Annotated in this window: 24 protein-coding genes; 15 read left to right on the top strand and 9 right to left on the bottom strand. The window is 63.9% G+C overall.

Going from position 1 to position 26,015, the window contains the following annotated elements; genetic code table 11:
- Window positions 1–8 precede the first annotated feature (8 nt).
- Window positions 9–1,196: a glycosyltransferase family 87 protein gene (locus tag AC1VVM_RS11900; protein WP_482905092.1), complete on the bottom strand. Its 1,188-nt coding sequence runs from the start codon at window positions 1,194–1,196 to the stop codon at window positions 9–11.
- 139 nt (window positions 1,197–1,335) lie between these two features.
- Here AC1VVM_RS11900 and AC1VVM_RS11895 point away from each other — a divergent pair, with 139 nt between their 5' ends.
- The 5 genes from AC1VVM_RS11895 to AC1VVM_RS11875 all read left to right on the top strand — a co-directional run bounded on the left by AC1VVM_RS11895 (window position 1,336) and on the right by AC1VVM_RS11875 (window position 5,347).
- Entirely contained in the window at window positions 1,336–2,181 is an 846-nt protein-coding gene (locus AC1VVM_RS11895) for an AAA family ATPase (protein WP_482904084.1), read from the top strand.
- Window positions 2,182–2,292: 111 nt separating this feature from the next.
- Window positions 2,293–2,721, top strand: a complete 429-nt coding sequence (locus tag AC1VVM_RS11890; protein ID WP_482955092.1) for a GFA family protein — start codon at window positions 2,293–2,295, stop codon at window positions 2,719–2,721.
- Complete coding sequence (locus AC1VVM_RS11885; protein ID WP_482904083.1) at window positions 2,666–3,619, top strand: DUF817 domain-containing protein; 954 nt, start codon at window positions 2,666–2,668, stop codon at window positions 3,617–3,619. The genes AC1VVM_RS11890 and AC1VVM_RS11885 overlap by 56 nt, the downstream gene beginning before the upstream one ends.
- 191 nt (window positions 3,620–3,810) lie before the next feature.
- Window positions 3,811–4,992, top strand: a complete 1,182-nt coding sequence (locus tag AC1VVM_RS11880) for a vWA domain-containing protein (RefSeq protein WP_482955091.1) — start codon at window positions 3,811–3,813, stop codon at window positions 4,990–4,992.
- A gap of 64 nt (window positions 4,993–5,056) precedes the next feature.
- Window positions 5,057–5,347, top strand: a complete 291-nt coding sequence (locus AC1VVM_RS11875) for a hypothetical protein (protein ID WP_482904081.1) — start codon at window positions 5,057–5,059, stop codon at window positions 5,345–5,347.
- Here the strand turns inward: AC1VVM_RS11875 and AC1VVM_RS11870 are convergent.
- Together AC1VVM_RS11870 and AC1VVM_RS11865 are read right to left on the bottom strand one after the other, a co-directional pair.
- Complete coding sequence (locus AC1VVM_RS11870) at window positions 5,341–6,537, bottom strand: exo-beta-N-acetylmuramidase NamZ family protein (protein ID WP_482905091.1); 1,197 nt, start codon at window positions 6,535–6,537, stop codon at window positions 5,341–5,343. The two genes, AC1VVM_RS11875 and AC1VVM_RS11870, sit on opposite strands and share 7 nt — an antisense overlap.
- Before the next feature lie 11 nt (window positions 6,538–6,548).
- A complete protein-coding gene (locus AC1VVM_RS11865) occupies window positions 6,549–7,085 on the bottom strand; it encodes a DOMON-like domain-containing protein (RefSeq protein WP_482904080.1) in 537 nt (178 codons plus the stop codon).
- 150 nt (window positions 7,086–7,235) lie between these two features.
- On the opposite strand from AC1VVM_RS11865, the gene tyrS reads away from it, so the two are divergent.
- From tyrS to AC1VVM_RS11835, 6 genes are all read left to right on the top strand, one after another.
- Complete coding sequence (tyrS, locus tag AC1VVM_RS11860) at window positions 7,236–8,465, top strand: tyrosine--tRNA ligase (RefSeq protein WP_482904079.1); 1,230 nt, start codon at window positions 7,236–7,238, stop codon at window positions 8,463–8,465.
- A gap of 117 nt (window positions 8,466–8,582) precedes the next feature.
- A complete protein-coding gene (locus AC1VVM_RS11855; RefSeq protein WP_132385319.1) occupies window positions 8,583–8,921 on the top strand; it encodes a PilZ domain-containing protein in 339 nt (112 codons plus the stop codon).
- Window positions 8,922–9,093: 172 nt separating this feature from the next.
- Window positions 9,094–11,208, top strand: coding sequence for a TonB-dependent receptor (locus AC1VVM_RS11850; RefSeq protein ID WP_482955090.1), 2,115 nt, complete (start codon window positions 9,094–9,096; stop codon window positions 11,206–11,208).
- A 63-nt stretch (window positions 11,209–11,271) separates the two neighbouring features.
- Window positions 11,272–12,582, top strand: coding sequence for an MFS transporter (locus AC1VVM_RS11845; RefSeq protein ID WP_482956344.1), 1,311 nt, complete (start codon window positions 11,272–11,274; stop codon window positions 12,580–12,582).
- Entirely contained in the window at window positions 12,582–13,499 is a 918-nt protein-coding gene (cysK, locus tag AC1VVM_RS11840; protein WP_482955089.1) for a cysteine synthase A, read from the top strand. Before AC1VVM_RS11845 ends, cysK begins: the two co-directional genes overlap by 1 nt.
- Before the next feature lie 5 nt (window positions 13,500–13,504).
- The gene (locus AC1VVM_RS11835) at window positions 13,505–14,203 is read left to right on the top strand and encodes a dienelactone hydrolase family protein (protein ID WP_482904075.1); all 699 of its coding nucleotides are present in this window, start codon (window positions 13,505–13,507) and stop codon (window positions 14,201–14,203) included.
- Window positions 14,204–14,266: 63 nt separating this feature from the next.
- Here AC1VVM_RS11835 and AC1VVM_RS11830 read toward each other — a convergent pair whose 3' ends face one another.
- The 3 genes from AC1VVM_RS11830 to AC1VVM_RS11820 all read right to left on the bottom strand — a co-directional run bounded on the left by AC1VVM_RS11830 (window position 14,267) and on the right by AC1VVM_RS11820 (window position 16,551).
- Window positions 14,267–14,671, bottom strand: coding sequence for a hypothetical protein (locus AC1VVM_RS11830; RefSeq protein ID WP_482955088.1), 405 nt, complete (start codon window positions 14,669–14,671; stop codon window positions 14,267–14,269).
- 400 nt (window positions 14,672–15,071) lie between these two features.
- Window positions 15,072–15,449: a phosphoribosyl-AMP cyclohydrolase gene (gene hisI / locus AC1VVM_RS11825; RefSeq protein WP_132385313.1), complete on the bottom strand. Its 378-nt coding sequence runs from the start codon at window positions 15,447–15,449 to the stop codon at window positions 15,072–15,074.
- 361 nt (window positions 15,450–15,810) lie between these two features.
- Entirely contained in the window at window positions 15,811–16,551 is a 741-nt protein-coding gene (locus AC1VVM_RS11820) for a double zinc ribbon domain-containing protein (protein ID WP_482955087.1), read from the bottom strand.
- A 133-nt stretch (window positions 16,552–16,684) separates the two neighbouring features.
- Between AC1VVM_RS11820 and AC1VVM_RS11815 the strand changes: the two genes are divergently transcribed.
- Window positions 16,685–17,452, top strand: coding sequence for a methyltransferase domain-containing protein (locus AC1VVM_RS11815; protein ID WP_482904072.1), 768 nt, complete (start codon window positions 16,685–16,687; stop codon window positions 17,450–17,452).
- Between the two features lie 36 nt (window positions 17,453–17,488).
- Here the strand turns inward: AC1VVM_RS11815 and ppdK are convergent, their stop codons facing one another.
- The 3 genes from ppdK to AC1VVM_RS11800 all read right to left on the bottom strand — a co-directional run bounded on the left by ppdK (window position 17,489) and on the right by AC1VVM_RS11800 (window position 23,233).
- Window positions 17,489–20,152: a pyruvate, phosphate dikinase gene (gene ppdK / locus AC1VVM_RS11810; RefSeq protein ID WP_482904071.1), complete on the bottom strand. Its 2,664-nt coding sequence runs from the start codon at window positions 20,150–20,152 to the stop codon at window positions 17,489–17,491.
- Window positions 20,153–20,213: 61 nt separating this feature from the next.
- Window positions 20,214–22,331 (bottom strand): glycine--tRNA ligase subunit beta, encoded by a 2,118-nt coding sequence (glyS, locus tag AC1VVM_RS11805; protein ID WP_482904070.1) that lies wholly within the window; start codon window positions 22,329–22,331, stop codon window positions 20,214–20,216.
- Complete coding sequence (locus AC1VVM_RS11800; RefSeq protein ID WP_482955086.1) at window positions 22,328–23,233, bottom strand: glycine--tRNA ligase subunit alpha; 906 nt, start codon at window positions 23,231–23,233, stop codon at window positions 22,328–22,330. Before AC1VVM_RS11800 ends, glyS begins: the two co-directional genes overlap by 4 nt.
- Window positions 23,234–23,411: 178 nt before the next feature.
- Here AC1VVM_RS11800 and AC1VVM_RS11795 point away from each other — a divergent pair, with 178 nt between their 5' ends.
- The 3 genes from AC1VVM_RS11795 to AC1VVM_RS11785 all read left to right on the top strand — a co-directional run bounded on the left by AC1VVM_RS11795 (window position 23,412) and on the right by AC1VVM_RS11785 (window position 25,924).
- Window positions 23,412–24,302 (top strand): TraB/GumN family protein, encoded by an 891-nt coding sequence (locus tag AC1VVM_RS11795; protein WP_482955085.1) that lies wholly within the window; start codon window positions 23,412–23,414, stop codon window positions 24,300–24,302.
- 7 nt (window positions 24,303–24,309) lie between these two features.
- Window positions 24,310–25,161, top strand: coding sequence for a TraB/GumN family protein (locus AC1VVM_RS11790; protein WP_482955084.1), 852 nt, complete (start codon window positions 24,310–24,312; stop codon window positions 25,159–25,161).
- A gap of 151 nt (window positions 25,162–25,312) precedes the next feature.
- Entirely contained in the window at window positions 25,313–25,924 is a 612-nt protein-coding gene (locus AC1VVM_RS11785) for a 50S ribosomal protein L25/general stress protein Ctc (RefSeq protein ID WP_132385305.1), read from the top strand.
- Window positions 25,925–26,015: the final 91 nt, after the last annotated feature.

The following is a 26,015-nucleotide window of genomic DNA, read 5'->3' as shown; positions in this document are numbered from 1 at the left end:
TCCTTCGTTCAGGGCTGCTCCTCGTCGTCATGCGACTTGGGTCTGGAGTTGGCCCGGCGCCAGACTATCGCGAAGAATGCGGCCAGCACCAGCGGCATGATCGGAACCGAAAAGTTCAGCGCCAACGGCCGCGCGAAAGCGGGGGCGACGAACGTCAGCAGCAGTACCAGCTTCTCGTAAGGCGCAAAGCCGGTTCGCCGCCCCTCGCCCGCCAGCCAGAGCATCGGGAACGCCAGCAAAACCATGTCGTAATCGAGCACGAAGGGCGTCGCCAATGGCGCTCCGGCCAGCACAAGCGAGGCCAATGCGGGCCGCCAGCCCTTGGTCCACGCCGCGACAACAACCAGCGCCGCTACGGCAAGAGCAACCAGCCCTTGCACCCCGTAAGCCGCCCAAACCGGCGCCCCGAGCAGCCGCAGCGCTGCGAACGGGCTCACCATCTTGCCGAAACCTACCGCGCCTTCCGCCATGGCAGCCTGCGCGCGGTCGCTTGCCGCAAGCCAGTGCAGCCATGTTTCAGAGCCGAAGGCCAGCGCCGACAGTCCCGCGAGCGCCAGTGCCGTCACGACCGCGACGCCGATCACTTTCCACTCACGCGAAGCGATCAGCGCCAGCGGAACCAGCAACCCGAATTGCGGCTTGATCGTCGCCAGTCCCAGGCAAAGCCCCGCCAGCAAAGGCTGCCGGCGAACCATAAGCACGCCGGTCCCGAGCAACGCCGCAACAAGCCATGAGGTCTGCCCATGCGTCACCACAATCGGCATCGCCGGGAATGCCACCATCAGCAGCGCCAGTGGTTCTCCGATCTCGGCATTTCGCCACCAGACCCGCACCGCCGCCGCATAGAGCGCGCCCGTCGCCAGCAGCCACGCCGCCAGCGCGGGAAAATATCCCAGCCAACCGAGCGGCCAGCACAGCGGCAGGAACAAGGGCGGATAGAAGAACGCGGTGTAGCCGCCCGGCGACGCAAACCATGCCTGCTGCGCCGCGATATGCGCCGCCGCGTCGTATGGATCGCCGTGCGCGATCAGCATCCGCCCGGTGGTCCAGAAGCTGATGAAATCGCTGCCGAGCAGGAAGCCGTTGGCATCAACCCCGCCGTGCGCTGTCACCAGTAGCCAGGCCAGCATGGCCAGATTGAGCCCGGCCAGTAGACGCAGGTATCCCCGCACCCGGTCCGCGCCCAGCCAGTTCATTTCGCGCAAGAATCCAGCCCCCATGCGCCGCTGATTGCAACGCCCCGGCGGCGAAGTCCATGCCCTCGACTGCCCGCTTGCCATGCTGCGACGCAAAACTTAGGGATTAACCGAATAGTTAAACAACGGGACAGGCCGAATGCAGCGTTTCGAAGGCACCAGCAGCTACGTCGCCACCGACGACCTGAAAGTCGCGGTCAACGCCGCCGTCCTGCTGCGCCGCCCCCTGCTGGTAAAAGGGGAGCCCGGCACAGGCAAGACGGTGCTGGCCGAACAGATCGCCGCTTCTCTCGACGCGCCGCTCATCACCTGGAACGTCAAGTCCACCACCAAGGCGCATCAGGGCCTCTACGAATACGACGCCGTCGGCCGCCTGCGCGACGGCCAGCTGGGCGATGCCCGCGTCCACGACATCAACAACTACATCCGCAAGGGCAAGCTGTGGGAGGCCTTCACCTCACCCCGGCTGCCCGTCCTGCTGATCGACGAGATCGACAAGGCCGACATCGAATTCCCCAACGACCTTCTGGCCGAACTCGATCGCATGGCTTTCGATGTCTACGAGACTGGCGAGCACGTCGCGGCGAAGGAGCGCCCGATCGTGGTCATCACATCCAACAACGAGAAGGACCTGCCGGACGCTTTCCTGCGCCGCTGCTTCTTCCACTATATCAAGTTTCCCGAGCGCGAGACGATGCAGGCCATCGTCGACGTGCACTTCCCCGGCATCCAGAAGACCCTCGTCACCAAGGCGATGGAGATCTTCTACGAACTGCGCGAAGTGCCCGGCCTCAAGAAGAAGCCTTCCACCAGCGAACTCCTCGACTGGCTGAAGCTGCTGCTGAGCGAGGACATGCCGCTGGAGGTCCTCCAGAATCAGGACCCGGCCAAGGCGATCCCGCCGCTGCACGGCGCGCTGCTGAAGAACGAGCAGGACGTCATGCTGTTCGAAAGGCTCGCTTTCATGGCCCGCCGGGGAAGCTGACTTTCCCCGCTTCGCATTTTCTTCCAGGTATCCATCAGGCCATCGACACGGAAATTCCGGCCAGATATCGATTGCCGCTGATGTCGCCAGAAGTGAGGAAAGCCTGACCCAATGACAGCACCCTATCCCGGCCGCTGCGCCTGCGGCGCCGTCACGCTCGAAATTTCGGGCGAGCCGATTGCCACGCGTCAGTGCTGGTGCCGCCAGTGCCAGCAGCTTGCGGCAGGCGGTCCGACCAACAATGCTATCTTCAACGCCGAAGATATCGCCATCGAGGGCGATCTCGCGTCTTCCACATGGACAGCGGCGAGCGGCAATACGCTGACGTTCCACTTCTGCCCCAAGTGCGGAACGCAGATATTCGCACAAAGCTCGGCGCGTCCCCATCTCAAGACCATGCGCCTTGGCGCGCTGGACGCAGGCCATGGCCTGAGGCCGGAAGCCGTGATCTGGACCGACGACGCGCCGGAATGGGCGCACTTCGATGCCGCGCTGCAAATATGGCCGCAGCAGCCGCCACCACCACCCTCTCCGGCATGATTTTGCCGTGACCAGGGGCTCGCAGACCCGTTTCGCGGCGATCCGCGCGCGGCTCGAAGCGTTCGAGCCGCGTCCCGGTTGGCGGGCGTGGCTTTATGAGTTCCTGCTGTTCGGCTTCAAGCAAGGCTGGGCCTGCCTGTTCGGCGGTTTGCTGCTGGCGCTGCTGGTCGCCACGCATCTGTTCTATCCCGCGCAAGCGCCGCTGGCCCGCTACGATTTCCTGGCGCTCGCCGCGCTGACAATCCAGATCGCAATGCTGACACTGCGGCTTGAGACGATGGACGAGGCGAAAGTCATTCTCGCTTTCCATGTCGTCGGCACCGTGATGGAACTGTTCAAGACCGCGCACGGGTCATGGGAATATCCCGAGGCGAACATGCTGCGGATCGGCGGCGTTCCGCTGTTTTCGGGCTTCATGTATGCCGCCGTCGGCAGCTATATCGCCCGCGTCTGGCGCATCTTCGATTTTCGCTTCACGGGTTATCCGGCCGAAGCCGTCTCGGTGGCGTTGGCCGTGGCAATCTACGTCAATTTCTTCGCGCATCACTGGCTTCCGGACATTCGCCTTGGGCTCTTCGCCGTCCTCGGCGCGCTGTTCCTGCGCACGCGGATCTGGTTTCGGGTCTGGCGAGAGGATCGCTGGATGCCGCTACTGCTCGGGTGGTTTCTTGTCGCGCTGTTCATCTGGTTCGCCGAAAACCTCGCGACCTTCTCGCAGGCGTGGATCTATCCCAGCCAGCGAAATGGCTGGACCATGGTGCACTGGAGCAAGCTCGGCGCGTGGTACCTGCTGATGTATATCTCCTTCGTGCTGGTCGCGCTGGTGCATCGGCCCAGATCGCGCGAGGGCCGCGCGGTTTCCTACGGCACCACGGGTGGTGTAGGTTCGCAATCATGAACCTCGCACGCTCCCTCCGCTCGGTAACTTGGCCAAAAAAGGCATCGGTACAAAGTGACACCGAGGCGGTGTTATCAGGTTTTGAAAAGTCACACAGGCATATGCAAAGTGACAGGTAACACATTGATTTCACAACAAGGTGACAGATCGCTTCATCCCGGCTTTCGTGTCAACCGGAGCGGAGCCACACCATGCTGCTGAACTTCGTGGAGGAACTGCGCGCGGCGGGGATCCCGGCCTCGCTCAAGGAGCATCTGGTGCTGCTGGAAGCGCTGGACCGCGAGGTGATCGAGCGGACGCCGGAGGCGTTCTACTACCTCAGCCGCGCCACTTTCGTGAAGGATGAAGGCCTGCTCGACCGGTTCGACCAGGTGTTCCAGAGGGTCTTCAAGGGCGTGTTCAGCGACTACGGCCAGCAGCCGGTCGATATTCCTGAGGACTGGCTGAAGAAAGTGGCCGAGCGCTACTTCTCGGACGAGGAAATGGAGCAGATCAAGGCGCTCGGCTCCTGGGACGAGATCATGGAAACGCTCAAGAAGCGTCTGGAAGAACAGGAAAAACGCCATTCCGGCGGCAACAAGTGGATCGGCACCAACGGCACTTCGCCGTTCGGTCATGCCGGCTACAATCCGGAAGGCATCCGGATCGGCGGAGAAGGCAAACACGGCCGCGCGATCAAGGTCTGGGAGAAGCGCGAGTTCGCCAATCTTGACAACACCCGCGAACTGGGTACGCGCAACATCAAGGTGGCGCTGCGGCGCCTGCGCCGCTTCGCGCGCGAGGGTGCTGTCGAGGAACTGGATCTCGACAGCACCATCTCCGGCACCGCGCGGCAGGGTTGGCTTGATATCCGCATGCGGCCCGAGCGGCACAATGCGGTGAAAGTGCTGCTGTTCCTCGATGTCGGTGGATCGATGGACCCGTACATCCAACTGATGGAAGAGCTGTTCAGCGCCGCCAGCGCCGAGTTCAAGAACATGGAGTTCTTCTACTTCCACAACTGCCTCTACGAAGGCGTGTGGAAGGACAATCGCCGCCGCTGGTCGCAGCGCACGCCGACCTGGGATTTGCTCCACAAGTTCGGGCATGACTACAAGGTGATCTTCGTCGGTGATGCAGCGATGAGCCCTTACGAGGTCAGCCATCCGGGCGGCTCGGTGGAGCACATGAACGATGAAGCCGGCGCGGTCTGGCTCCAGCGCGTGGCGCAGACCTATCCGGCCACCGTCTGGCTCAACCCCACGCCCGAGATCCAGTGGGGCTATTCCAGCTCCACGCGGATGATCCGCGACCTGATGGGCGGCGCGATGTTCCCGCTGACGCTGGACGGGCTGGACGCGGCGATGCGGGAACTGACGCGCAAGAAGGCATGACGGGCTTGCCTACATCTTGGGACGGGAGGATGATGCGGCGGTAACCGGAAACGGGAGTGCGACGATGAAGGACATTGCACTAATTCTTGTCATGGGTGCCCTGACGATGGGCGCGACACCTTCAACGGGTGCAGGCAAGGCTCCGGCCGCCAAGGCTAAATGCGGCTATACCATTCAGCGTGCCAACGAGGCGGCGGGGCATGGCACACCCCGCTCCAATGACGACAAGCCGGGAATGATCCGCGCGGTCGACACACGCCTGGCGGGTTGCCCGGTTCTCGTGCTCGCCGACGGCAAGATGATGGCGCCCCCACCCGTTGCCGATGGGAAAGCGGCCTTGTCGCCCGCTCAGTAGAGCAGCAGGTCCGCGATCTCGGTTTTCCACGCGGCTTCGTCGGCACCGGCCGCCGCATCGAGATCCTCGGGAAGCGATGAGGGATTGTCGACCCACTCCCGCAGGCCGGGGCCGCCGTTGATGACGTCGATGGCAAGGCGCGTGAACTCGTACTCGTACGGGAAGTCGCGCCAGATCGGATAGTCCGGATAGAGGTTACGGATCGCCTTGAACGCCAGCGCCTGAAGTCGCCACGGGCGGAAGGCATGGTGATCGTAGAACTTGCCTTCGGCGTGGATCATCAAGCCGCTGCACAGGGTCTTGGCATGCTTGTGGAAGGTCGGCTCAAACCAGCATTCGCGCAGGGCGCAGCCTTCGAGCCATTCAGGCGCAAAACGCTGCATCTCGGCCAGAACCGCCTTGGCATCGATATCGGGCGCGCCAAACAGCACTTCCAGCGGGCGCGTGGTGCCGCGACCTTCCGAAAGCGTCGCGCCCTCGATCATCACTGTGCCGGCATAGGCGCGGGCCATGTTGAGATCGGCCGCGTTGGGGCTGGGATTGATCCAGATGCGGTCCTGCGGCCAGCCGAAGCCGGGGCCTTCGGGCTCCCAGCCTTCCATCGCGATCACGCGGTAATCGACATCGAGCTTGAAGTGACGGACGAACCAGTGGCCCATCTCGCCCAGCGTCAGGCCATGGCGCATCGGCATCGGGCCGGCACCGACGAAGCTCTCCTGCCCGGGCAGCAGAGTCAGCCCCTCGACCGGGCGGCCGGCGGGGTTGGGACGATCGAGCACCCAGACGCTCTTGCCCCGCTTCTCGGCCGCTTCGAGCAGATAGAGCAGCGTCGTCACGAAAGTGTAGATGCGGCAGCCGAGGTCCTGAAGGTCGAACAGGAACACATCGGCGCTGTCCATCATCGCCTCGCTCGGGCGGCGGACTTCGCCGTAGAGGCTGTAGATCGGAATGCCGTAAGCCGGGTCCAGCTCGTCGGCAGTCTCGACCATGTTGTCCTGCTTGTCACCCTTCAGTCCATGCTGGGGACCGAAGGCGCTCGTCACATTCACGCCCGCCGCGATCAGCGCGTCGAGCGAATGGACGAGATCCTCGGTCACCGAGGCGGGATGCGCAACAAGCGCCACGCGGCGCCCTACGAGAGGCGCACGCAGTTCAGGATCCGCCAGCAGGCGGTCGATGCCGAATTTCACAGGGCCGAATTTCATGAACCGATCGGTGCCGCAAGCTCGAGCGTGAAGCAAGACGGATCGTGGAAGTCAGGCTCGTCCCTGCTGTGGGAAAGCGCCCAGTAGCTCTTAACGCCGCCCTCTTCCTCGATCACCGCCGTGAACCCGTAGTTCAGCGGCAGCGCGGGCAGCCCGGCCGCGGGTATGGCGGCGTCGAAGATTGCGATGTCCGAACCCTTGCGCATGGTGCAGTCGGGCTCGCGCGGCATCGACCGCTCGGCCATGCCTTGGCGGCGGCCGGTGAAGTCATAGACGTTCCAGCGCTCGGACGGGGAAAGGTTGATCTCGACATAGGACGGGCCGCCGGGCGGCTGAAGGAACAGCTCGAAACAGGTGGTCTGCCAAAGACCTTCCGCCCGGCCCTTGCCCGCGAAAGCCGGCACCACCAGCTTGCCAGCGCCGAGAATACGCCAGCGCACGCGCAGCCAGCTCTCGTCGAAACCGATCACACGCGTTTCGATACTGCGGACAAGGACAGGAGGATGTGCCGGGTGGCAGGTCAGGTCGGCCATGTGGGCATCCGTAAAGGGCTGCCTATCCGCCTGACAATCCGGATTCGGCCGGATGTCACCACGAAAGCGACCAACCGCTTTCGCTTGGCTGCTTCATCTTGAGCCTTTCGCATGCTAGGCGCCCGGCTCCCATTAACGAAAAGCACGGTCATGACTTACAAATCTTCCCTGCTCCGCGTCCTCGAAGAGCGCGGCTACATCCACCAGACGACGGATGCCGAGGGCCTTGACGCTCTCGCAGAGAAGCAGGTCGTGCCGGGCTATATCGGCTTCGACGCCACGGCGGCGTCGCTCCACATCGGCAGCCTCGTGCAGATCATGATGCTGCGCCGCCTACAGCAGACCGGCCACAAGCCCATCGTGCTGATGGGCGGCGGCACCACGCGCATCGGCGATCCCACCGGTCGCGACGAGAGCCGCAAGATGCTGTCCGACGAAACGATCGAGACCAATATCAAGGGCATCTTCTCGATCTTCTCGCGCCTGCTGAAGTTCGGCGACGGCCCCACCGACGCAATCATGGTTAACAATCAGGACTGGCTGGGCCAGCTTGGCTACATCCAGCTGCTGCAAGAAGTGGGTACTCACTTCACGGTGAACCGGATGCTCTCGTTCGATTCGGTCAAGCTGCGCCTTGAACGCGAACAGCCGATGACCTTCCTCGAATTCAACTACATGATCCTGCAGGGCTACGACTTCCGTCACCTGTGCAAGGACAAGGACGTCCGCCTGCAGATGGGTGGCTCCGACCAGTGGGGCAACATCATCAACGGCGTCGAACTGACCCGCCGCATGGACAGCAAGGAAGTCTTCGGCCTGACGACGCCGCTGCTCACCACGGCGGATGGCGCCAAGATGGGCAAGTCGGCCGCCGGCGCGGTCTGGCTCAACGAAGAGATGCTGCCCAGCTACGACTTCTGGCAGTACTGGCGCAATTGCGACGACCGCGACGTGGGCAAGTTCCTGCGCCTGTTCACCGACCTGCCGCTGGATGAGATCGCCCGCCTCGAAGCCCTCGAAGGCGCTGCGATCAACGATGCCAAGGTCGTGCTCGCCAACGAAGTGACCAAGCTCTGCCGCGGCGAGGATGCCGCCGTGGCTGCCGAAGCAACGGCCAAGGCGACGTTCGCAGGCGGCGGCATGGGCGACGATCTGCCGACGCTGGACGTGACGGGCGAAGGCGTGCGGCTCGGCGCGGCGCTCACCGAACTGGGCTTCACCGCGTCTAATGGCGAGGCGAAGCGCAAGATCGGCGAAGGCGCCGTCCGTCTGGACGACGTCCTCATGAACGATCCGGGTTTCCTGATCGAAGTGGCTGCCGGGGAAACCCGCAAGCTCAGCCTCGGCAAGAAGAAGCACGCGATCCTGCGCAACGCTTGATCGCAGGTGAAGCACCATTGAACCCGGCAGGACGGCAAAATTCTGCCGGGTTTACGGATTGTTTGCCATTTTGATGCACTGTGTCCCCTCACGGTCACAACCAGAGGCTAAATGGACATGAGTGCAGGAGCACAGCTCTCTGTAACCGACAAGCGGCGGGCGGCTCGCCATCCTGTCGATCACAAGCTGATTGCCGAGCATCGCCAGATGGGCGACGTTCATCTGCATATCATCAACCTTTCGGCTCAGGGCTTCATGTCCAAGGGCGAACTCCCTCTGGATCGCGGAGAGCGCCTCGTCATGCGCCTTCCGGTCATCGGCAGGATCGAAGCGCACATGATCTGGTCGCACGAGGGCCGTTCAGGCTTTCAGTTCGAGCGGATCATCCGCATCGACGATTTCCTAAAGCTGGTGGACACCGCCCAGCCCAACCCCCGACTGCGCCCACGCCGCTGAGCGCCCGCCCTGTCGGGCACTCCTTCAAGCCATTGGCGAAGCACGAAGACGCCGCGTGGACTAGTTCCGCGCGGCGTCTTCGTGTGGCGTTCGCGCCGCATCGCAACATGAAATTTCCGTCATGTGCGATTGACACTTGATATAGTATATCATCACCCTTAGCCAAGTCGCCATGACGACGCCTCAAGCCCGAATCGCCCTGCTGGCCTCCGCCGGCGCCCTGGCCACCGCAGCCTTGCTCGCCGTCCCCGGCACGGCGTACGCCGAGACGGCCGCCGCTCCGGCTGCCGCCGACGACAGTTCGCATCCGCAGGAGAGCGGCCCTGAGATCATCGTTTCCGGACGCGTGATCTCGGGCAATGCTGATCCGATCAATGCACCGGTGGTGCTGACCGGAGACAGCCTCACGCGCGATCTGAAGCCTCAGATCGGCGAGATGCTGGCAAGCCTTCCCGGCGTTTCGAGCAGCGGCTTTGCGCCCGGCGTCTCACGCCCGGTGCTGCGCGGCTTCGACGGTCCGCGCGTTCAGGTTCTGCTCGACGGTATCGGTTCGCTCGATGCCTCATCGGTCTCGGCTGACCACGCGGTTTCGCTCGACACGCTCAATATCGAACGCGTCGAAGTGCTCCACGGCCCGCGCGTTCTGCTCTACGCCAGCGATCCTTCTGGCGGCGTGGTGAATGCGGTGGACAAGCGCATTCCGCATCAGGTTCCCGACAAGGCCTTCACCGTTGACGCACTCGGCTCCTACGGCACGGCGGCGAACATGGTGAACGGCGGGATTGCCGCCGATGTGCGCCTCGCCAGCCGCCTCGTTGCCCATCTGAACGCCTCATACAACCACAGCGATGATCTCAATATCGGCGGCTATGTTCTCTCGCCCGAACTGCGCGCGCAGACCCTGACGCAGGCGAGCGACCTTTCCGCCGCCGGCGATGCCGTGGGCGCCGCAACGCTGACCGCGCAGGCCAACAGCAAGGGCAAGCTCACCAATAGCGGCACCGAAGGCTGGACAGTGGGCGGCGGCCTCGCCTTCATCGACGATGGCGGCGATATCGGCGTTTCCGTGCAGCGCCTTGCCAATGACTACGGCATTCCGCCGCGCCCCTCGACCGACCCGGATTCGACCAGCATCTCGCTGCGCCAGACCCGTGTGGACTTGCGCGCAGGCCTCAACCTCACCGGCTTCCTCAAGCGCCTCGAAGTGCGCGGCGCCTATGGCGACTATGAGCACGCCGAAATCGAGGACGGCAACATCGGCACCCAGTTCAACAACAAGGCCGTCGAGGTCCGCCTTCAGGCTGATCAGGAAAAGCACGGGATCTGGAGCGGATCGAGCGGCGTTCAGTACTCCTCCTCGCGGCTCTCCATCAGCGGCGATGAATCGCTGTTGCCGGATAACAACACTGACCGTTTCGCGGTCTTCACGCTCCAACAGTTCGAAGTGGGCCACTTCGACCTCGAAGGCGCTCTGCGCTACGAAAACACGCAGATCCGTACGATTCCGGACGGTGACCAGCGCAATTTCGATCAGTATGCGGCGGTCGGCGGCGTCGCCTGGCATGCGACTGACACGCTGACGTTCTCGGCCAACTTCTCACATGGCGAGCGCGCACCATCGGCCGAGGAACTCTTTGTCGACGGCCTGCACGATGCCACCCAGTCCTACGAGCGCGGCGATCCGAACTTCACGGTCGAGCGCAGCAACGGCGTCGAGGCAGGCATGCGCTACAATGGCGACGCGGTGGTCGGCTCGGTGACCCTCTACGGCATCAATTTCGATAACTTCATCACGGCCGTACCCACCGGCGAGATAATCCAGGACTTCCCGGTCTATCAGTACATCCAGGCCCCCGCCCGCTTCCGTGGCGTCGAGGCCGAGGGCGCCGTCACGTTCGCCCGCTGGGGCGACAATTCGCTGAAGGCCGATGCGGGCGTCGACTATACCCATGCCAAGCTGGTCGACATGGGGCCAGTACCGCGCATTCCGCCGCTGCGCACCCGTGGCGGTCTGGAATTCGACTCGCCCGCGGTCACCTTGCGCAGCGAAGTCGAATGGAACGCCAAGCAGAGCCGCGTGACCGAGAACGAGAACCCGACGAGCGCCTTCACGCTGGTCAACCTCAGCGCGACCTGGCGCCCGCTGGGCGAACATGGCCCGCTGTCACTGATCCTCGCAGCCGACAATCTCTTCGATGTCACCGGCCGCCTTGCCGCTTCGGAAACGCGTGACTTCGTGCCCATCTCCGGGCGCGACGTGCGGCTCACCGCGCGGTTTACTTATTGACTGCAAACATAACCTTTCGAGAAAGATCGGCGGCATGACTTGGCAAGGCCGGGTCATGCTGCCATGCAGCCGGTCGTGAATACGCCCTCGTCTCCCCCGCATTCCTCGGGCGCCGCCGCGCAGCCCACTTCGCCGCTTCGCATCGCCGATTATCGCAAGTTCTGGCTTGCCCGCTTCTTCGCGGTACTCGCCTCGACCGGTATGGTCGTCATCATCGGCTACCAGCTCTACGACGTTGCCCGCAGCGACTATGGCATGTCGATCACGCAGGCATCCTTCCAACTGGGCCTGCTGGGCTTCGCGCAGTTCCTGCCGATCTTCCTGCTGACCCCGGTCTCGGGCGTCATCGCCGACAGGTTCGACCGCCGCCGCGTGGCCGGTCTGGCGATAGCAGTCGACATTCTGGTAGCGATCGGTCTGGGCATCGCGACTACGCTTGAATGGCGCAGCCTGCCGGTGCTTTACATGTTCGCGGCAGTGCACGGAGCGGTGCGCGTATTCGTCGGCCCGTCGATGAGCGCAATCGCACCCAATATCGTTCCCGCCGAACTGATCCCCCGCGCCATCGGTTTCAACTCGATCGCCATGCAGGCCGGCACGATCATCGGACCGGCAGCCTTCGGCTTCCTTTTCGCGAGGCACCACGCGCTCCCTTACTGGATCGCGGCCGTCCTGATGGCGCTCTCGGCGATCAGCATCCTCGCCATCCGCAATCTTCCGCCGCTAGCGAAGGACGCGCGAAAGGCCCACCCGCTGCGCCAGATCGTCGATGGCTTCCATTTCATCTGGCATGAACGCTTCCTGCTCGGTTGTATCACGCTCGACCTTTTCGCGGTCCTGCTGGGCGGTGCCACTGCTCTAATGCCGGTCTTCGCGCGCGACATCCTGCACGTGGGGCCGGAAGGCCTTGGCCAGATGCGCGCCGCAACGGCGGCCGGCGCGGCCGTGGTCGCCCTCTGGCTCTCGTTCCGCCCGCTGGCGAAGAACGTCGGCGTCAAGATGCTGCTCTCCGTCGCCGCCTATGGCGCGATGACGGTGGGCTTCGGCCTCTCGCGCAGCTTCCTGATCTCGCTGGGCTTCCTTGCCCTGCTCGGCGCTGCCGACATGATCTCTGTGTTCATCCGCAGCTCACTGGTCCAGCTGCGCACGCCGGACGACAAGCGCGGCCGCGTCTCCGCCATCTCCGGCCTTGCCATCTCCGCCTCGAACGAGCTGGGCGAGATGCAGTCGGGCGTTGCCGCCGCACTGCTCGGCGCGACGGGGGCTGTTGTCTTCGGCGGCACCGCTGCCATAGTCATTACCGCAATCTGGGCCTGGGGTTTCCCTGAGATCCGCCGGGCCCGAACCTTCGCACCACGTTGGGAGCACCACTGATGAAGGCCGACAACATCCTCGCCACCATCGGCAATACGCCGCATATCCGCGTTTCGCGGCTGTTTCCCGACCATGAAGTCTGGATCAAGGCCGAGCGCGGCAATCCCGGCGGCTCGATCAAGGACCGCATCGCGCTGGCCATGATCGAGGCTGCCGAAGCCGATGGCACGCTTTCCCCCGGCGGCACGATCATCGAGCCGACTTCGGGCAACACCGGCATCGGCCTTGCCATGGTGGCGGCGGTCAAGGGCTATAAGCTGGTCCTCGTCATGCCCGAATCGATGTCGATCGAGCGGCGCCGCCTGATGCTGGCCTATGGCGCCACGTTCGACCTGACTCCGCGCGAAAAGGGCATGAAGGGCGCCATCGAGCGCGCCAAGGAACTGATCGCGGAAACGCCCGGTTCGTGGATGCCGCAGCAGTTCGACAACCCGGCCAACGTCGCGGTCCACGCCGAAATCACCGCCCGCGAAATTCTCGCGGACTTTGTCGATACGCCCATCGATGCCCTAATTACCGGCGTCGGCACCGGCGGCCACATCACGGGCTGCGCCGAAACGCTGAAGGCCGTCTGGCCCTCGCTCAAGGCCTATGCGGTGGAGCCCACGCTGTCGCCGGTCATTTCCGGCGGCCAGCCGGGTCCGCACCCCATCCAGGGCATCGGCGCCGGCTTCATCCCGGGCAATCTTCACACCCAGGCGATCGATGGCGCGATTCAGGTCGATCCGGCGGACGCCAAGGAATGGGCACGCCGCTGCGCGACCGAGGAAGGCATGCTGGTCGGCATCAGCTCCGGCGCAACACTGGCCGCGATTGCACAGAAGCTGCCGTCGCTTCCCGCCGGTTCCCGCATTCTGGGCTTCAATTACGACACCGGCGAACGCTACCTCTCGGTGCCCGACTTCCTTCCGGAGTGACCGAAATGGAGGCGATCACCTACAACCACGCAGGGCAGACCCTTACCGGTTGGCTCGCCCGACCGGAGGGTACGCCGCGCGGGACAGTGATCGTCTTCCCCACAATCGCCAATTACGCCCCTCCCGTGGAACGCCGCGCGCGAATGCTGGCCGACCTTGGCTATCTGGCCATGGTGGCGGATTTCTACGGCGAGCCGGTGGAAAGTTTCGAAGCCTCGTTCCCGCTGGCCGAAAAGCTGCGCGCCAACGTCGATCACTATCGTGGCCGATTGGCGGCGGCGACAGCAACGCTGCGCCGGGTTCCGGGCGCGGCCCACCTGCCGATGTTCGGCATCGGCTATTGCATGGGCGGGCAGGCCGTACTCGAAGCTGCACGAGACGGGCAGGACCTGCTGGCGGCGGTGAGCTTCCATGGCACACTCGCCACGGCCAAACCGGCCAAAGCGGGCGTGGTCAAGCCGCGCATTCTCGTCTGTCACGGCGATGCCGATCCGCTGGTTCCACGCGAACAGGTTCTGGAATTCTGGGACGAGATGGATCGCGCCGGGGCCAACTGGCACTTCCATGCCTATTCCGGCGTCCGTCACGGCTTTACCGATCCGGGTAGCGCCGCGCGTGGGATCGCGGCCATCGGCTACAATGCCAGCGCAGACCGCCAGAGCTGGGCCGCCATGACAAGCCTGTTCGACGAAATCCTCGGCTGAAGCGTCTGTTCAGCACATGAAACCGTGGCCGCCAAAGCGGCGGCCACGATCGGTTCCCAAAGCTTAGCAGCCGTGAGACTTGGTGCCACCACCATCGTGGTGACCATTGTCGCCACCACCATAATGATGGTCGCTGTCGCCCCAACCATTGTGATGACCGTTATCACCGCCACCGTTGTAATGGCCGTTACCGCCACCATTGTAGTGGCCGTTGCCGCCACCATAATAGTGACCGTTATTGCCATCGTGGCGGCCATAGTTGTTGTCACTGGGCCGGTAGTCGTGATCACGACCGCCACTGCTCCCACTAAAGCCACGACCGGAGTCGCCCCTGCCGAAATAGCTGGCCAGCTTGAACTTCTGGTAGTTTAGCGTGGAACTGGCAGGTCTTTGATCCGCCAGCGCAGCGGTTGGAATGCCGGCCAGCAGGCCAGCAATCGCCGCAACGACTGTCACTCGTCGGTTCATGACATTTCCCTTCCTTCTTGCGCCCCGTAAAAGCCTCTCGGCTTCCCTCCATCATGCCCGCGACGGAAAAGCCGCGGCGTCCCCGTCGAAGGCATGCCCTACCCGTTGACCGGTGACGGGGCAGGACACCGGCCTGGAGCAGCCACATATTTTCTTTGCTTCATCGTAGGACAGCGGATTTCTCACGAGAAATCAGTGCTGTCGTCCGCAGCTTTGCCTTCCCCGATGCAGCATACGAGCCGCTTGCGGCGATATGTCCGCCTGATGGGTTAAGCCGAAATTGCCACCGTCAGGTCCGAAAGAGGGGATTTTTAACACAAGTAAGGAAAGTTATTGTTTTTAAGAGATTATAGCCCCCACCTGCCAGCCTTCACGCGATGTGGGGGCTGTAAGGCAACTGTCAGCTTTCGAATGATTCGAGGTCATTACCGGCGAGTCGCCGATAGAAACAGCTGCGAGCACCCGTGTGACAGGCGGGGCCTTCCGGCCGAACGAGGAGTTCCAGTGCGTCCTGATCGCAATCGACTCGAATCTCTTCGACTCTGAGGAAATGCCCGGAAGTCTCCCCCTTGAGCCAGAGGCTTCCGCGTGAGCGTGAATGGAAGTGTGCAAGCCCCGTCTCGCGCGTCTTGGCCAGTGCCTCGGCATCCATGTAGGCGACCATCAGGATCTCCCGCGTTTGCGAATCCACCGCGATCGCCACCAGCAGTCCATGTGCATCGAACTTAGGGAGAAATTCGCTGCCCAGCTCGCGTTCTGCCTTGGTGATCTCACGCATTTTCGGAAATTTCCCTCTGCTCTCGCACCGGCCTGCCGATGTTGCAGGATAACCACAGCCGATGACCAAAATCCCCGTAACGCCCTCATGCCTCTTTTCAACCCCCGGCTTTGCGTGGATTGTGGCCTTGCAGCTGGGGGGCTGCTTCCGACCACAGGTCGCTGACTGGTAACAAAAGCCTCAGGCAAAGTTACCGAGAACAGGCGCCACGGTTCAGGGAAATGTCGACCTTCCGGTCGGCGAAAGAATGAGGGATCGGACTAGGCGGCCTGCAGGGGGGCCGCCGAACCGCTCAGCGGAGTCCAAGAGTTTCGTCACGAGACGCCCGGAACCTTTGGTTCCGGGCGTTTTCGTATCTGGCTCACACGATATCCAGCGCCTCATCGAGGACGCGCGCGAAACAGGCGATCAGAACCTCTTTGGCACCGGCACGCTTGAGCGCCGACAAGCAGGCCTCGCTGGTGGCGCCACTGGTCAGCACATCGTCCACCAATACGATGCGGGCGCCCTTGACCCGCGCGCGCCGTCGCGGGGAGACGCCGATGGCTCCCGAGAGTACCCGTTGTCGCGCCTTGCCGCCCAATCCGCCCAGCGACGGCGTGGCCTTGCGCCGCTCCAGCATGTCCACTTCGAGTCGCGCACCTCTCATACGAGCGATCACGCGCGCGAGTTCGGCTGCCTGATTGTAGCCCCGGTGCCAGATGCGCCAGCGATGCAGCGGTACCGGCACGACCAGACACTCTTCGCCGACCTGCGGCACGCGTGCTGCCATGAAAGCACCAAGCATGTCTGCAAGTGCCAGACGATTGCCGTGCTTGAGCGCGAGAACGAGCTTGCGCGAGGCGTCGTTGTACAGGGTGGCGGCAGCGATCCCGTCGTGACGTGGCGGCTCCGCGAGGCAGGGCGCGCAGATCAATCCATCCGGAATGTCTCTCGGGAAGGGCCGCGCGCAGGACGCGCACGAGGGATCACCCGGGATGGCCAGACTGCTCCAGCACTCCGGACACAGCCCGTTCTGCGCAGCAAGCGAGGCTCCGCAAAGCGGACAACGCGGCGGGAAGATAAGGTCCAGTACAGGTGTGAAAGCAGCGGCAATCATCATCGGCACCAAGCCTAGGCGGCCGATGCGCAAGCTCAAGCTACAAGCTGTTCATCGCTGCACGTCCATCATGGATAACGCACCTGGCTGACGGGCACGGTTGCGCAAGCCGTCAGGACGCGGCAGGGAGCGCGGGATGGCTGAAACCGCTCCCCCTGCGCCCCCCCGCATCTTTGCCCCTTCCCGCCGCATCGCCGCGCGACGCCGCGCGCTGGCTCTCCAACGATTGCCGGATGCCCCGCGCTATCTGCTTGAGGACATGATCGAGGACGTGGAAGAACGCCTCTCGTTCCTCCGCTTCGAGCCCAAACGCGCGCTGATCGTGGGTGACTGGACGGGAACGCTGGCCCGCTCTCTCGCTGCTCGCGGCGTCGAGGTCGTTGAAGCCGAACCGGCGACGGGCTTCGACGAAGAAGCCCCCTACCCTTTCGATGGCTTCGACCTCATCGTCAGTCTCGGCACGCTGGACACGGTCAACGACTTGCCCGGCGCGCTCATCCACGCCCGTCGCGCGCTGGCACAAGGCGGCATGCTGATCGCCAGCTTCCTGTCGCTGGGAAGCCTGCCCCGGCTGCGCGAGATCATGATGGCCGCCGATGCTGAGCGCCCTGCTGCGCGCATTCATCCCATGGTGGACGTGCGCGCGGGCGGGCAACTGCTCCAGCGTACGCTCTTCGCGGATCCCGTGATCGACCAGCGTCCACTTCAGGTCTCTTTCCGTAGCCTCGAACGCCTCGTTGCCGATCTGCGCGCGCAGGGTCACGGCAGTCTGTTGGCCGACCCCGGCCCGCCACTTGGCAAGGCTGCGCTCGAACGTGCCCGGAAGGCTTTCGCCGAGGCCGGAACGGACGGACGGACCGTGGAACGCTTCGAAATCCTCACCCTCTCGGGCTGGAAGAAATAAGAAAAAGGCCGGAGGATCACCCCGGCCTTTTCATCTTCAGGCCAGCGCGGCCTGAGCCGCCGCCAGTCGCGCGATCGGCACGCGATACGGCGAGGCGCTGACGTAATCGAGGCCGACCTTCTCGCAGAACGCGATCGATGCCGGATCGCCGCCATGCTCACCGCAGATGCCGAGCTTGAGATCGGCATAAGTCGCGCGGCCACGTTCGGCACCCAACTGCACGAGCTGGCCGACGCCTTCGATATCGAGGCTGACGAACGGATCGCGCGGATAGATGCCCTTTTCGACATAGGGGCTGAGGAAGCGCGCAGCATCGTCGCGCGAAACACCCAGCGTGGTCTGCGTCAGGTCGTTGGTGCCGAACGAGAAGAACTTGGCCTCCTCGGCGATCTCACCCGCCATCAGCGCGGCACGCGGCAGTTCGATCATCGTGCCGACCATGTAGTCGAGCGTCCGGCCCTTCTCGGCGAAGACCTTGGCAGCGGTTTCATCCACCACCTTCTTGAGGATCTGCAGTTCGCGCTTGGTGGCGACGAGCGGGATCATCACTTCCGGCACGATCGCCTCGCCCGAAGCGGCTGCGACTTCGCAGGCGGCCTCGAAGATGGCGCGGGCTTGCATCTCGTAGATCTCTGGGAAGGTGATGCCCAGGCGGCAGCCGCGATGGCCGAGCATCGGGTTGAACTCGTGGAGTTCGTCGGCCCGGCGCTTCAGCGTGTCGACGCCGATGCCGATCGTTTCCGAAAGTTCTGCAAACTCGGCATCGCCGTGCGGCAGGAACTCGTGGAGCGGCGGATCGAGCAGGCGGATGGTGACCGGCAGGCCGGCCATCACCTCGAAGATCGCGATGAAGTCCGCACGCTGTTCCGGCAGCAGCTTTTCCAGCGCGGCGCGGCGGCCGGCCTCGTCTTCGGCCAGGATCATCTGGCGCACGGCCGAGATGCGGCCGGCATCGAAGAACATGTGCTCGGTGCGACACAGACCGATGCCTTCGGCGCCGAACTGGCGGGCCATCTTGCAGTCGGCCGGAGTCTCGGCGTTGGTGCGCACCTTCATGCGGCGGTGCTTGTCGGCCCAGACCATCAGCGTGGCGAAATCGCCGGCCAGTTCCGGCTCGATGGTCGGCACTTCGCCGGCCATGATGTCACCGGTCGCGCCGTCGAGTGTGATGATGTCGCCTTCCTTCAGCTCACGGTTGCCCATGCGCAGGGTGCGGGTCTTCATGTCGATCGACAGGCCCGAAGCGCCCGACACGCAGGGACGGCCCATGCCGCGCGCCACGACCGCCGCGTGGCTGGTCATGCCGCCGCGCGCCGTGAGGATGCCCTTCGCGGCGTGCATGCCGTGAATGTCCTCAGGGCTGGTCTCGACGCGGACGAGTACCACGGCCTCGCCCATTTCAGCACGCTTTTCGGCGGTGTCGGCATCGAGCACGATCGCGCCCGAAGCCGCGCCCGGCGATGCGGGAAGGCCCTTGCCGAGAATGTCGCGGGCGGCCTTGGGATCGAGCGTGGGGTGCAGAAGCTGGTCCAGCGCCATCGGATCGACGCGCTTGATCGCGGATGCCTCGTCGATCAGGCCTTCGTCCACCATGTCGACCGCCATCTTGAGCGCGGCCTTGGCAGTGCGCTTGCCCGAACGGGTCTGCAGCATCCACAGCTTGTTGCGCTCGACGGTGAACTCGATGTCCTGCATGTCGCGGTAGTGCTTTTCGAGAAGCTCGAACACCGCGGCAAGCTCGGTGTACGCGCCCGACATCGCCTCTTCCATCGACAGCGGCTTGGCCCCGGCACGCTCACGCGCGGCCTTGGTCAGGTACTGCGGGGTGCGGATGCCGGCGACGACGTCCTCGCCCTGCGCATTGACCAGCCATTCGCCGTAATAGGCCTTTTCGCCGGTCGCCGGGTCGCGAGTGAAGGCAACGCCGGTGGCGGAGGTATCGCCCATGTTGCCAAAGACCATGGCCTGCACGTTGACGGCCGTGCCCCAGTCACCCGGGATGTCGTTCAGGCGGCGATAGACCTTGGCGCGGTCCGAATCCCAGGAATCGAACACCGCCTGGATCGCGCCCCAGAGCTGTTCATGCACGTCTTGCGGGAACGGGCGGCCGAGTTCTTCCTCGACGATGCCCTTGTATTCCTTGACGATGGCCTTCCAGTTCGACGCCGTCATCTCGACGTCGTTCATGTAGCCATTGTCTTCCTTGGCGATCTCCAGCGCTTCCTCGAAGCGGCCGTGATCGAGGCCAAGGACGACGTCCGAATACATCTGGACGAAGCGGCGATAGCTGTCCCAGGCGAAACGCTCGTCACCCGAGGTCTGGGTGAGGCCCTCTACGGTGGCGTCGTTGAGGCCAAGGTTGAGAACGGTGTCCATCATGCCCGGCATCGAAACGCGCGCGCCCGAACGGACCGAGACCAGCAGCGGATCGGCGGCATCGCCGAAGTTCTTGCCCACGGTCTTTTCGATATGCGTCAGCGCCTCGGCAACGTCGGCGCGCAGTTCGGCCGAGAAATCACCGCCTTCGGCGAGGTATTTCACGCACTCTTCAGTGGTAATGGTAAAACCGGGAGGAACCGGCAGGCCAATTCCGGCCATTTCGGCAAGATTAGCACCCTTGCCGCCGACTACGACCTTGTCGCGCGCGCGTGCGTCTTCATTCTTGACGCCGCCGCCGAACGTGTAGACCTGCCTGCTCATCTATCCCCTGACTTTCCTGTCCTGGTTGATAAAACTCTTCGAGAACTCCGGGGATCAGCCCCTAGCCCTCGATCCTCGAAAAATCCGCGACGTTGTGCACTGCAGCACGGAATCGATCAAGCAAGGCAAGCCTTGAATGGCGCTTCACCTGATCGCTGTCGTTGACGATAACCTGCTCAAAAAACGCGTCTATCGGCGCGCGGAGCGACGCCAGCGCGGTCATCGCGGCGGCGAAATCTTCCGCCGCCACGGCGCGGGCAACTTCGGGCTCGGCAGCCGTGACCACGGTCATCAGCGCCTGCTCGGCGGGCTCGGCTGCGTAAGGCAGCACATCGTCGCCCGCATGCCGGTCCGCCATCTTGGCGGCAATGACCGGCGCAAGATCGGGATCGTCGACCATGGCGAGCGGATCTTCCTCGCCGGTGCGGGAGATTTCTCCCTCCACGCCGTGCCAGTCTTCCTTCTTGAGGATGTTCGCCGCGCGCTTGTACCCGGCGAGCAGGTTCACGCCGTCGTCGGTCTGGACGAAAGCCTGAAGCGCATGGACGCGTGCCAGCAGGCGGACCAGATCGTCTTCACCACCAAGCGCGAAGACCGCATCGATCAGGTCGTGGCGGACGCCGGCTTCCTTCTGCTGGACCTTGAGACGATCCGCGAAGAAATCGAGCAGGTCGCCCTCGGCAACGCCGAAACGCAGGCCGTTGTCGGTGATGAGACGGATGATGCCGAGCGCCGCACGGCGCAGCGCGAAGGGGTCTTTCGAGCCGGTCGGCTTCTCGTCGATCGCAAAGAAGCTGCGGAGCGTATCCAGCTTGTCCGCCAGTGCGACGGCCACCGTCACTGGTGCAGTGGGGACCTCGTCGCCCTGCCCAACCGGCTTGTAGTGATCGCGAATGGCATCGGCCACGGCGTCCGGCAGGCCTTCGGCTCGGGCATAATATCCGCCCATAAGCCCCTGAAGTTCCGGGAATTCTCCAACCATCTCGGTAACGAGATCAGCCTTGCAGAGTTCCGCAGCCTGACGCGCCAGCGTTGGATCGCAGTTCGGGACGATGCCCTCGCTGGCAAGCCATTCCGCCAGCTTGGCCACGCGCTCGACCTTGTCGGCGACAGTGCCCAGCTTCTCGTGGAAGGTGATGCGGGCCAGCTTCTCGGCCTGAGCCGAGAGCAACGTCTTGCGGTCCTGCTGCCAGAAGAAGCGCGCGTCCGACAGGCGCGCCGCCAGCACCTTGCGGTTGCCGTCGACGATGGCTGTGCCGCCGTCGGTGGCGACGATATTCGCCGTGCAAATGAATGCGTTAGCCAGCGAACCTGCCGCGTCTTCGCACACAAAATACTTCTGGTTCACGCGCGCGGTGAGCTGGATCGTCTCAGGCGGAACTTCAAGGAAGTCCTCCTCGAAGCGGCCGAGCAGCGGCACCGGCCATTCGGTGAGGCCCGCGTTCTCGATGACGAGGCCTTCGTCCTCAACCAGCACGAGCCCGGCAGCCGCAGCCGCCTCGCGCGCCTTGGTGCGGATGATGTCCTGCCGTTCCTCGTGGTTCACGAGGACATGGGCGAGGTGCAGCTTGTCTGCATAGTCATGCGCGCCGCCGATGGTGATCTCGCCGGGGGCGTGGAAACGGTGGCCAAGCGTCACGAAGGACGACTGGATGCCGCCCACTTCGCAGGCCACAAGCTCTTCACCAAAGATCGCAACGATGCCCGAGAGCGGACGCACCCAGCGCAGCGATTCGGTCGAGATCGAGGCCGCGCCCCAGCGCTGCGACTTGGGCCAGGGGAAGTTGCGGATGATCGAAGGGATCACTTCGGCAAGAACCTCGGCCACAGCGCGGCCAGGCTTCTCGACGACGGCAAAGTAGGTGTCCTTGCCCTTGAGATCGCGGACTTCGAGCTGGTCCTTGCTGAGGCCTGTCTTGCGCAGGAAGCCTTCAAGCGCCTGTTCCGGTGCGCTGGTGGCTGGACCCTTGGTTTCCTCGTGCACTGCTTCGGTCGCGAGCGGCAGCCCACGCGCGATCAGCGCGAGGCGGCGCGGGGTGGACCAGACGGTCACTTCACCCACGGTGACGCCCGCCGCCGCCATGTCCTTGCGGAACAGCTTTTCCAGATCGGCGCGCGCGCCGGCCTGCATACGGGCCGGGATTTCCTGCGAGCGGAGTTCGAGAAGGAAGTCGGTCATACGGTCCACCCCGGGAACTTGGCTTCCCATTCGGCCTTGTTTTTCTCGATCCACGCCTCGCACGATCCCTTGGCGAGATCCCGCACGCGGCCGATGTAGCTGGCGCGTTCCTGCACGGAGATCACGCCGCGCGCCTGAAGCAGGTTGAACAGATGGCTCGCCTCGATCGCCTGATCGTAAGCCGCGAGCGGGATTTCCGCCACGATGCAGCGCATGCACTCGGCCTCTGCGGCCTTGAAGCCCGCGAACAGCGCCTCGGTATCGGCGATCTCGAAGTTGTACTTCGACATCTGCTGCTCGTTGGCGAGGAACACGTCGCCGTAGCTCACGCCTTCGTTGTTGAAGCGCAGGTCGTAAACGCGGTCCACGCCCTGAATATACATGGCAAGGCGCTCTAGCCCGTAGGTAAGCTCACCGGCGACCGGCTTGCAGTCGAACCCGCCGACTTGCTGGAAATAGGTGAACTGCGTCACTTCCATGCCGTCGCACCAGACTTCCCAGCCAAGGCCCCAGGCGCCCAGCGTGGGGCTTTCCCAGTCGTCCTCGACGAAGCGGATGTCGTGCGCCAGCGGATCCACGCCGATCGCTGCGAGACTCTGGAGGTAGAGTTCCTGAAGGTTGTCCGGATTCGGCTTCAGGATCACCTGATACTGGTAATAGTGCTGAAGGCGGTTCGGGTTCTCACCATAACGGCCGTCGGTCGGGCGGCGGGAGGGCTGCACATAGGCGGCCTTCCACGGCTCGGGCCCGAGCGCGCGCAGCGTCGTGGCGGGGTGGAACGTACCTGCGCCCATGCGCATGTCGTACGGCTGAAGGATGAGGCAGCCCTGCTTGCTCCAGAAATCATGGAGCGTCAGGATCATGTCCTGGAAGCTGAGCGGCTGTTTGGCGGCGGTCGACATCGAAATCCCGTCAAAACTCTTGGCTGCGCGGCCTTTGGCGGATCGAACCCGGCAAATCAACCGCACAAAAAGACCGTCTGGTGACTGGGAGCGCTACCCTGAGCCAGTCGAGGCCGCTAATGGGCCTGGCGGCGGCCTGTTAATGCGCCGTTTGCCCCTCCCCCTTCATGGAACGGCGATGCGAATCCTCCGAAAGTCCCGCCTTCGCCTTCTCGCCGCCGCGCTCGGCCTCTGCGTCGCCGCGCCCACGCTGGCGCGGGATGAAGCCCCCGCGCGTCCCGCCATGTGGAAGATCGAGGACAAGGACACCACCATCTACCTCTTCGGCACGATCCATATCCTGCCCGAGGACACCCACTGGTTTGCCGGTCCGGTTAAGAAAGCCTTCGATTCGTCCGACCTGCTGGTGACCGAGACGCTGGTCGATTCGCCCGAATCGCTGCAAAAGCTGTTCATCGAAAAAGGCATGCGCGCCGATGGGACCACCCTGCGGGCCAGCCTTGCGCCCGAGGAACGCGCCGCGTTCGAGAAAGCGGTTGCCGGAATGGGGCTGCCCGCGGAGACCTTCGATCCCTACGAAGCATGGTACGCGGGGCTGCTGCTTTCGCTCCTGCCGCTGAAGGCGGCGGGATACGACAAGGCCAATGGCGTCGAAACGCTGATCGATGCCAAGGCGGCCGAAGAGCACAAGGCGCGCAAAACGCTGGAAACGCCCGAGTACCAAATCGAACTGTTCGACAGCATGCCGGTCGAGAGCCAGAACCGCTATCTGGGCGAAGTGCTGGACCAGCTTCCGACGCTGCGCGAGGACGTGACCAAAGTGGTTGCCGCATGGAAAAGTGGGCGCCCCAACGAACTCGCCAAGCTGCTCAATGAGGACGAATCGGACGAGGCCATGCGCAAGGCCTTCATCACCGACCGCAATCAGGCCTGGGCCAAATGGCTCGAAGCGCGCATGGCGGTGCCTGGCACGGTCTTCGTTGCTGTCGGCGCCGGACATCTTGCCGGGGAAGGCAGCGTGCAGGATGAACTGGCCAAAGTCGGAATCAAGGCAACAAGGGTTCAATAACAAGACGATGCGTTGGTTTCTTGCCATCTGGTCCAGCCTACTGCTCGCCGCCTGCGCCCAGCAGCCGGAGCCTGCCAATCCGGCGCTCTGGCGCATCGAAGGGCCGCATGGCGAGCAAGGCTGGCTGTTCGGCACGATCCACAGCACCCCGCACCCCTTCGCGTGGCAGACCCCTGCCGTGCGCAAAGCGTTGGCAGCGTCGGACACGATCATGGTGGAAGTGGGCAACCTTGCGGACGAAAAAGCCGTCGCGGCCACTTTCGCAAGACTTGCCAAGAGTGATGGACAACCTCCTCTTTCACAACGCATATCTCCCGAAGAACGCCCTGCCCTTGCCGCGCTGCTCAAGCGCGGCGGCTATTCCGATGGCGACTTCGCGCAGCTTGATACATGGGCAGCCGCCCTCACACTGGCGCGGATCGGCGCGAGCGATGACGATGCCCGCAATGGCGTCGACCGAGGGGTAATGGATGAAGCCGGAGGCCGGCCCATCGTCGAACTTGAAGGCGCCGAACGCCAGCTTGGCCTGTTCGACAGCCTGCCCGAGACCGACCAGCGTGACCTTCTGGCCGCCGTTGTCACCGAGCAGAGCGACGACGACACCCGGCTCGCCGACAGCTGGCGCAAGGGCGACATGGCGGCGATCGAGAAGGAAACCCGGCGCGGGATGCTGGCCGACCCGGAACTGCGCGCCGTGCTCTTCACCGGCCGCAACCGGGACTGGACCGGCAAGATCGCCGCCGCCATGCAAGAAGGACGGCGCCCCTTCGTGGCCGTAGGCGCGGCGCATATGGCCGGGCCGGAGGGCCTGCCCGCCATGCTTGCCGCACACGGCTTCACCGTCACGCGCGTGGAGTGACCGCCTCACCCTGCCGCGCTTGCATTTCCGCCGCTTTCCCATTAAGGGCGCGCGCTTCCCGTCATGGTCATCCCTGGAGGCGTGGCGGGACGGTGCGGGCCGATGAGCGGTTCGATACCGAACTTTATCCAGTTTCTGAAAGGCAAGTCCTATGAGCGATACGCTTAACCTGCCGGCCGAGACGCGTGAACGGGCTGGCAAGGGAGCCTCCCGTGCTCTGCGTCGTGATGGCCGCGTTCCCGCCGTCGTCTACGGTGGCAACGAAGAACCCCTCGCGATCCACGTCGAGGAAAAGGAGCTGACCCGTCAGCTCATGACCGGCCATTTCTTCAACTCGATCATCGAGGTCGAAGTTGACGGCAAGAAGCTGCGCACGCAGCCCAAGGACGTTGCCTTCCACCCGGTCTCCGACCGTCCGCTCCACGCCGACTTCCTGCGCGTCGTCAAGGGCGCAACCGTGCACGTCAACGTGCCGGTCGTCTTCGCGAACGAAGATGCCTCGCCGGGCCTGAAGCGCGGCGGCGTGCTCAACGTCGTTCGCCACGACCTCGAACTGGTCTGCGACGCCGAGAAGATCCCGCACGAGATCGCTATCGACGTGACCGGCTTCGAAGTGGGCGAATCGATCCACATCAGCCACGTCAAGCTTCCGGCCGGTGCCGAGAGCGCGATCACCGACCGCGATTTCACCATCGCGACGATCGCTGCTCCTTCGGCTCTGAAGAGCTCGGAAGGCGATACGGCCAAGACCGACGCCGAGTAATCGGACGGTCCCAGATTGGCCCCTCCCGCCCCGGCATGTCCGGCGTGCGGGAGGGGCCTTTCGCTTTTCTGGGCCCCTCTTCTCGAGATCG

This window comes from Novosphingobium sp. BL-S-33, assembly GCF_056857025.1.
Note: the sequence above shows the minus strand (reverse complement) of the source record. Positions and strands in the feature narration are given on the sequence as shown.

Excerpts from the sequence above, each read along its gene's own strand:
- AC1VVM_RS11900 (WP_482905092.1), bottom strand. The coding sequence starts at position 1,196 with ATGAACTGGCTGGGCGCGGACCGGGTGCGGGGATACCTGCGTCTACTG.
- AC1VVM_RS11895 (WP_482904084.1), top strand. The coding sequence starts at position 1,336 with ATGCAGCGTTTCGAAGGCACCAGCAGCTACGTCGCCACCGACGACCTG.
- AC1VVM_RS11890 (WP_482955092.1), top strand. The coding sequence starts at position 2,293 with ATGACAGCACCCTATCCCGGCCGCTGCGCCTGCGGCGCCGTCACGCTC.
- AC1VVM_RS11885 (WP_482904083.1), top strand. The coding sequence starts at position 2,666 with ATGCCGCGCTGCAAATATGGCCGCAGCAGCCGCCACCACCACCCTCTC.
- AC1VVM_RS11880 (WP_482955091.1), top strand. The coding sequence starts at position 3,811 with ATGCTGCTGAACTTCGTGGAGGAACTGCGCGCGGCGGGGATCCCGGCC.
- AC1VVM_RS11875 (WP_482904081.1), top strand. The coding sequence starts at position 5,057 with ATGAAGGACATTGCACTAATTCTTGTCATGGGTGCCCTGACGATGGGC.
- AC1VVM_RS11865 (WP_482904080.1), bottom strand. The coding sequence starts at position 7,085 with ATGGCCGACCTGACCTGCCACCCGGCACATCCTCCTGTCCTTGTCCGC.
- tyrS (WP_482904079.1), top strand. The coding sequence starts at position 7,236 with ATGACTTACAAATCTTCCCTGCTCCGCGTCCTCGAAGAGCGCGGCTAC.
- AC1VVM_RS11855 (WP_132385319.1), top strand. The coding sequence starts at position 8,583 with ATGAGTGCAGGAGCACAGCTCTCTGTAACCGACAAGCGGCGGGCGGCT.
- AC1VVM_RS11850 (WP_482955090.1), top strand. The coding sequence starts at position 9,094 with ATGACGACGCCTCAAGCCCGAATCGCCCTGCTGGCCTCCGCCGGCGCC.
- AC1VVM_RS11845 (WP_482956344.1), top strand. The coding sequence starts at position 11,272 with ATGCAGCCGGTCGTGAATACGCCCTCGTCTCCCCCGCATTCCTCGGGC.
- cysK (WP_482955089.1), top strand. The coding sequence starts at position 12,582 with ATGAAGGCCGACAACATCCTCGCCACCATCGGCAATACGCCGCATATC.
- AC1VVM_RS11835 (WP_482904075.1), top strand. The coding sequence starts at position 13,505 with ATGGAGGCGATCACCTACAACCACGCAGGGCAGACCCTTACCGGTTGG.
- AC1VVM_RS11830 (WP_482955088.1), bottom strand. The coding sequence starts at position 14,671 with ATGAACCGACGAGTGACAGTCGTTGCGGCGATTGCTGGCCTGCTGGCC.
- hisI (WP_132385313.1), bottom strand. The coding sequence starts at position 15,449 with ATGCGTGAGATCACCAAGGCAGAACGCGAGCTGGGCAGCGAATTTCTC.
- AC1VVM_RS11820 (WP_482955087.1), bottom strand. The coding sequence starts at position 16,551 with ATGATGATTGCCGCTGCTTTCACACCTGTACTGGACCTTATCTTCCCG.
- AC1VVM_RS11815 (WP_482904072.1), top strand. The coding sequence starts at position 16,685 with ATGGCTGAAACCGCTCCCCCTGCGCCCCCCCGCATCTTTGCCCCTTCC.
- ppdK (WP_482904071.1), bottom strand. The coding sequence starts at position 20,152 with ATGAGCAGGCAGGTCTACACGTTCGGCGGCGGCGTCAAGAATGAAGAC.
- glyS (WP_482904070.1), bottom strand. The coding sequence starts at position 22,331 with ATGACCGACTTCCTTCTCGAACTCCGCTCGCAGGAAATCCCGGCCCGT.
- AC1VVM_RS11800 (WP_482955086.1), bottom strand. The coding sequence starts at position 23,233 with ATGTCGACCGCCGCCAAACAGCCGCTCAGCTTCCAGGACATGATCCTG.
- AC1VVM_RS11795 (WP_482955085.1), top strand. The coding sequence starts at position 23,412 with ATGCGAATCCTCCGAAAGTCCCGCCTTCGCCTTCTCGCCGCCGCGCTC.
- AC1VVM_RS11790 (WP_482955084.1), top strand. The coding sequence starts at position 24,310 with ATGCGTTGGTTTCTTGCCATCTGGTCCAGCCTACTGCTCGCCGCCTGC.
- AC1VVM_RS11785 (WP_132385305.1), top strand. The coding sequence starts at position 25,313 with ATGAGCGATACGCTTAACCTGCCGGCCGAGACGCGTGAACGGGCTGGC.